This window comes from Aquaspirillum soli (assembly GCF_054781915.1).
In genome coordinates this window covers 1-503 of record NZ_BAAGTM010000042.1, presented here as the reverse complement: position 1 = coordinate 503, position 503 = coordinate 1, and the positions used below count along the sequence as shown (strand labels likewise).

Genomic DNA, 503 nt, shown 5'->3' with positions numbered 1-503 from the left:
GATGGAAAATGGAAGGACTATGACTATTTTCCGTTCGCAATGTTGAGGAAATATTGGCAGAATGCGGTCCTAAAGCTCATTCGAAGAACCTTATCCCAATGGGATAAGGCACGAGTCCAGCCGCTTTTACAAGCGGCGTACACGAAAAATGCAGAGGGTTTTTACGTGCATGCACCCAAAAGGAGCCGAACTTCTCTCAAAAAGATATTAGAATATATCAGTCGTTATATGAAACGTGGTCCCATTGCTTTAAATCGTATCCTTTTGTACGATGGGAAAATAGTGATGTTTCAGTATCATGATAAACGAACTAACACGGATAAGATAAAGACGATGTCGGCAGAGGAATTTATTGGTGCACTGATTCGTCATATTCCAGAGAACCAGTTCAAAACAATTCGTAGATACGGCATTTATAGTCGGCGGATCAAGACAATCATGAAAAAAGTATTAAGTAATTACCAGAAAGAGATTCAACGAATGCTTGTGAATGTGAAGAAAGC

Annotated in this window: 1 protein-coding gene; it reads left to right on the top strand. The window is 39.8% G+C overall.

Going from position 1 to position 503, the window contains the following annotated elements:
- On the top strand, positions 1-503 hold a 503-nt coding region (locus ACYVJG_RS12935), incomplete at both ends, for a transposase (RefSeq protein ID WP_460431418.1).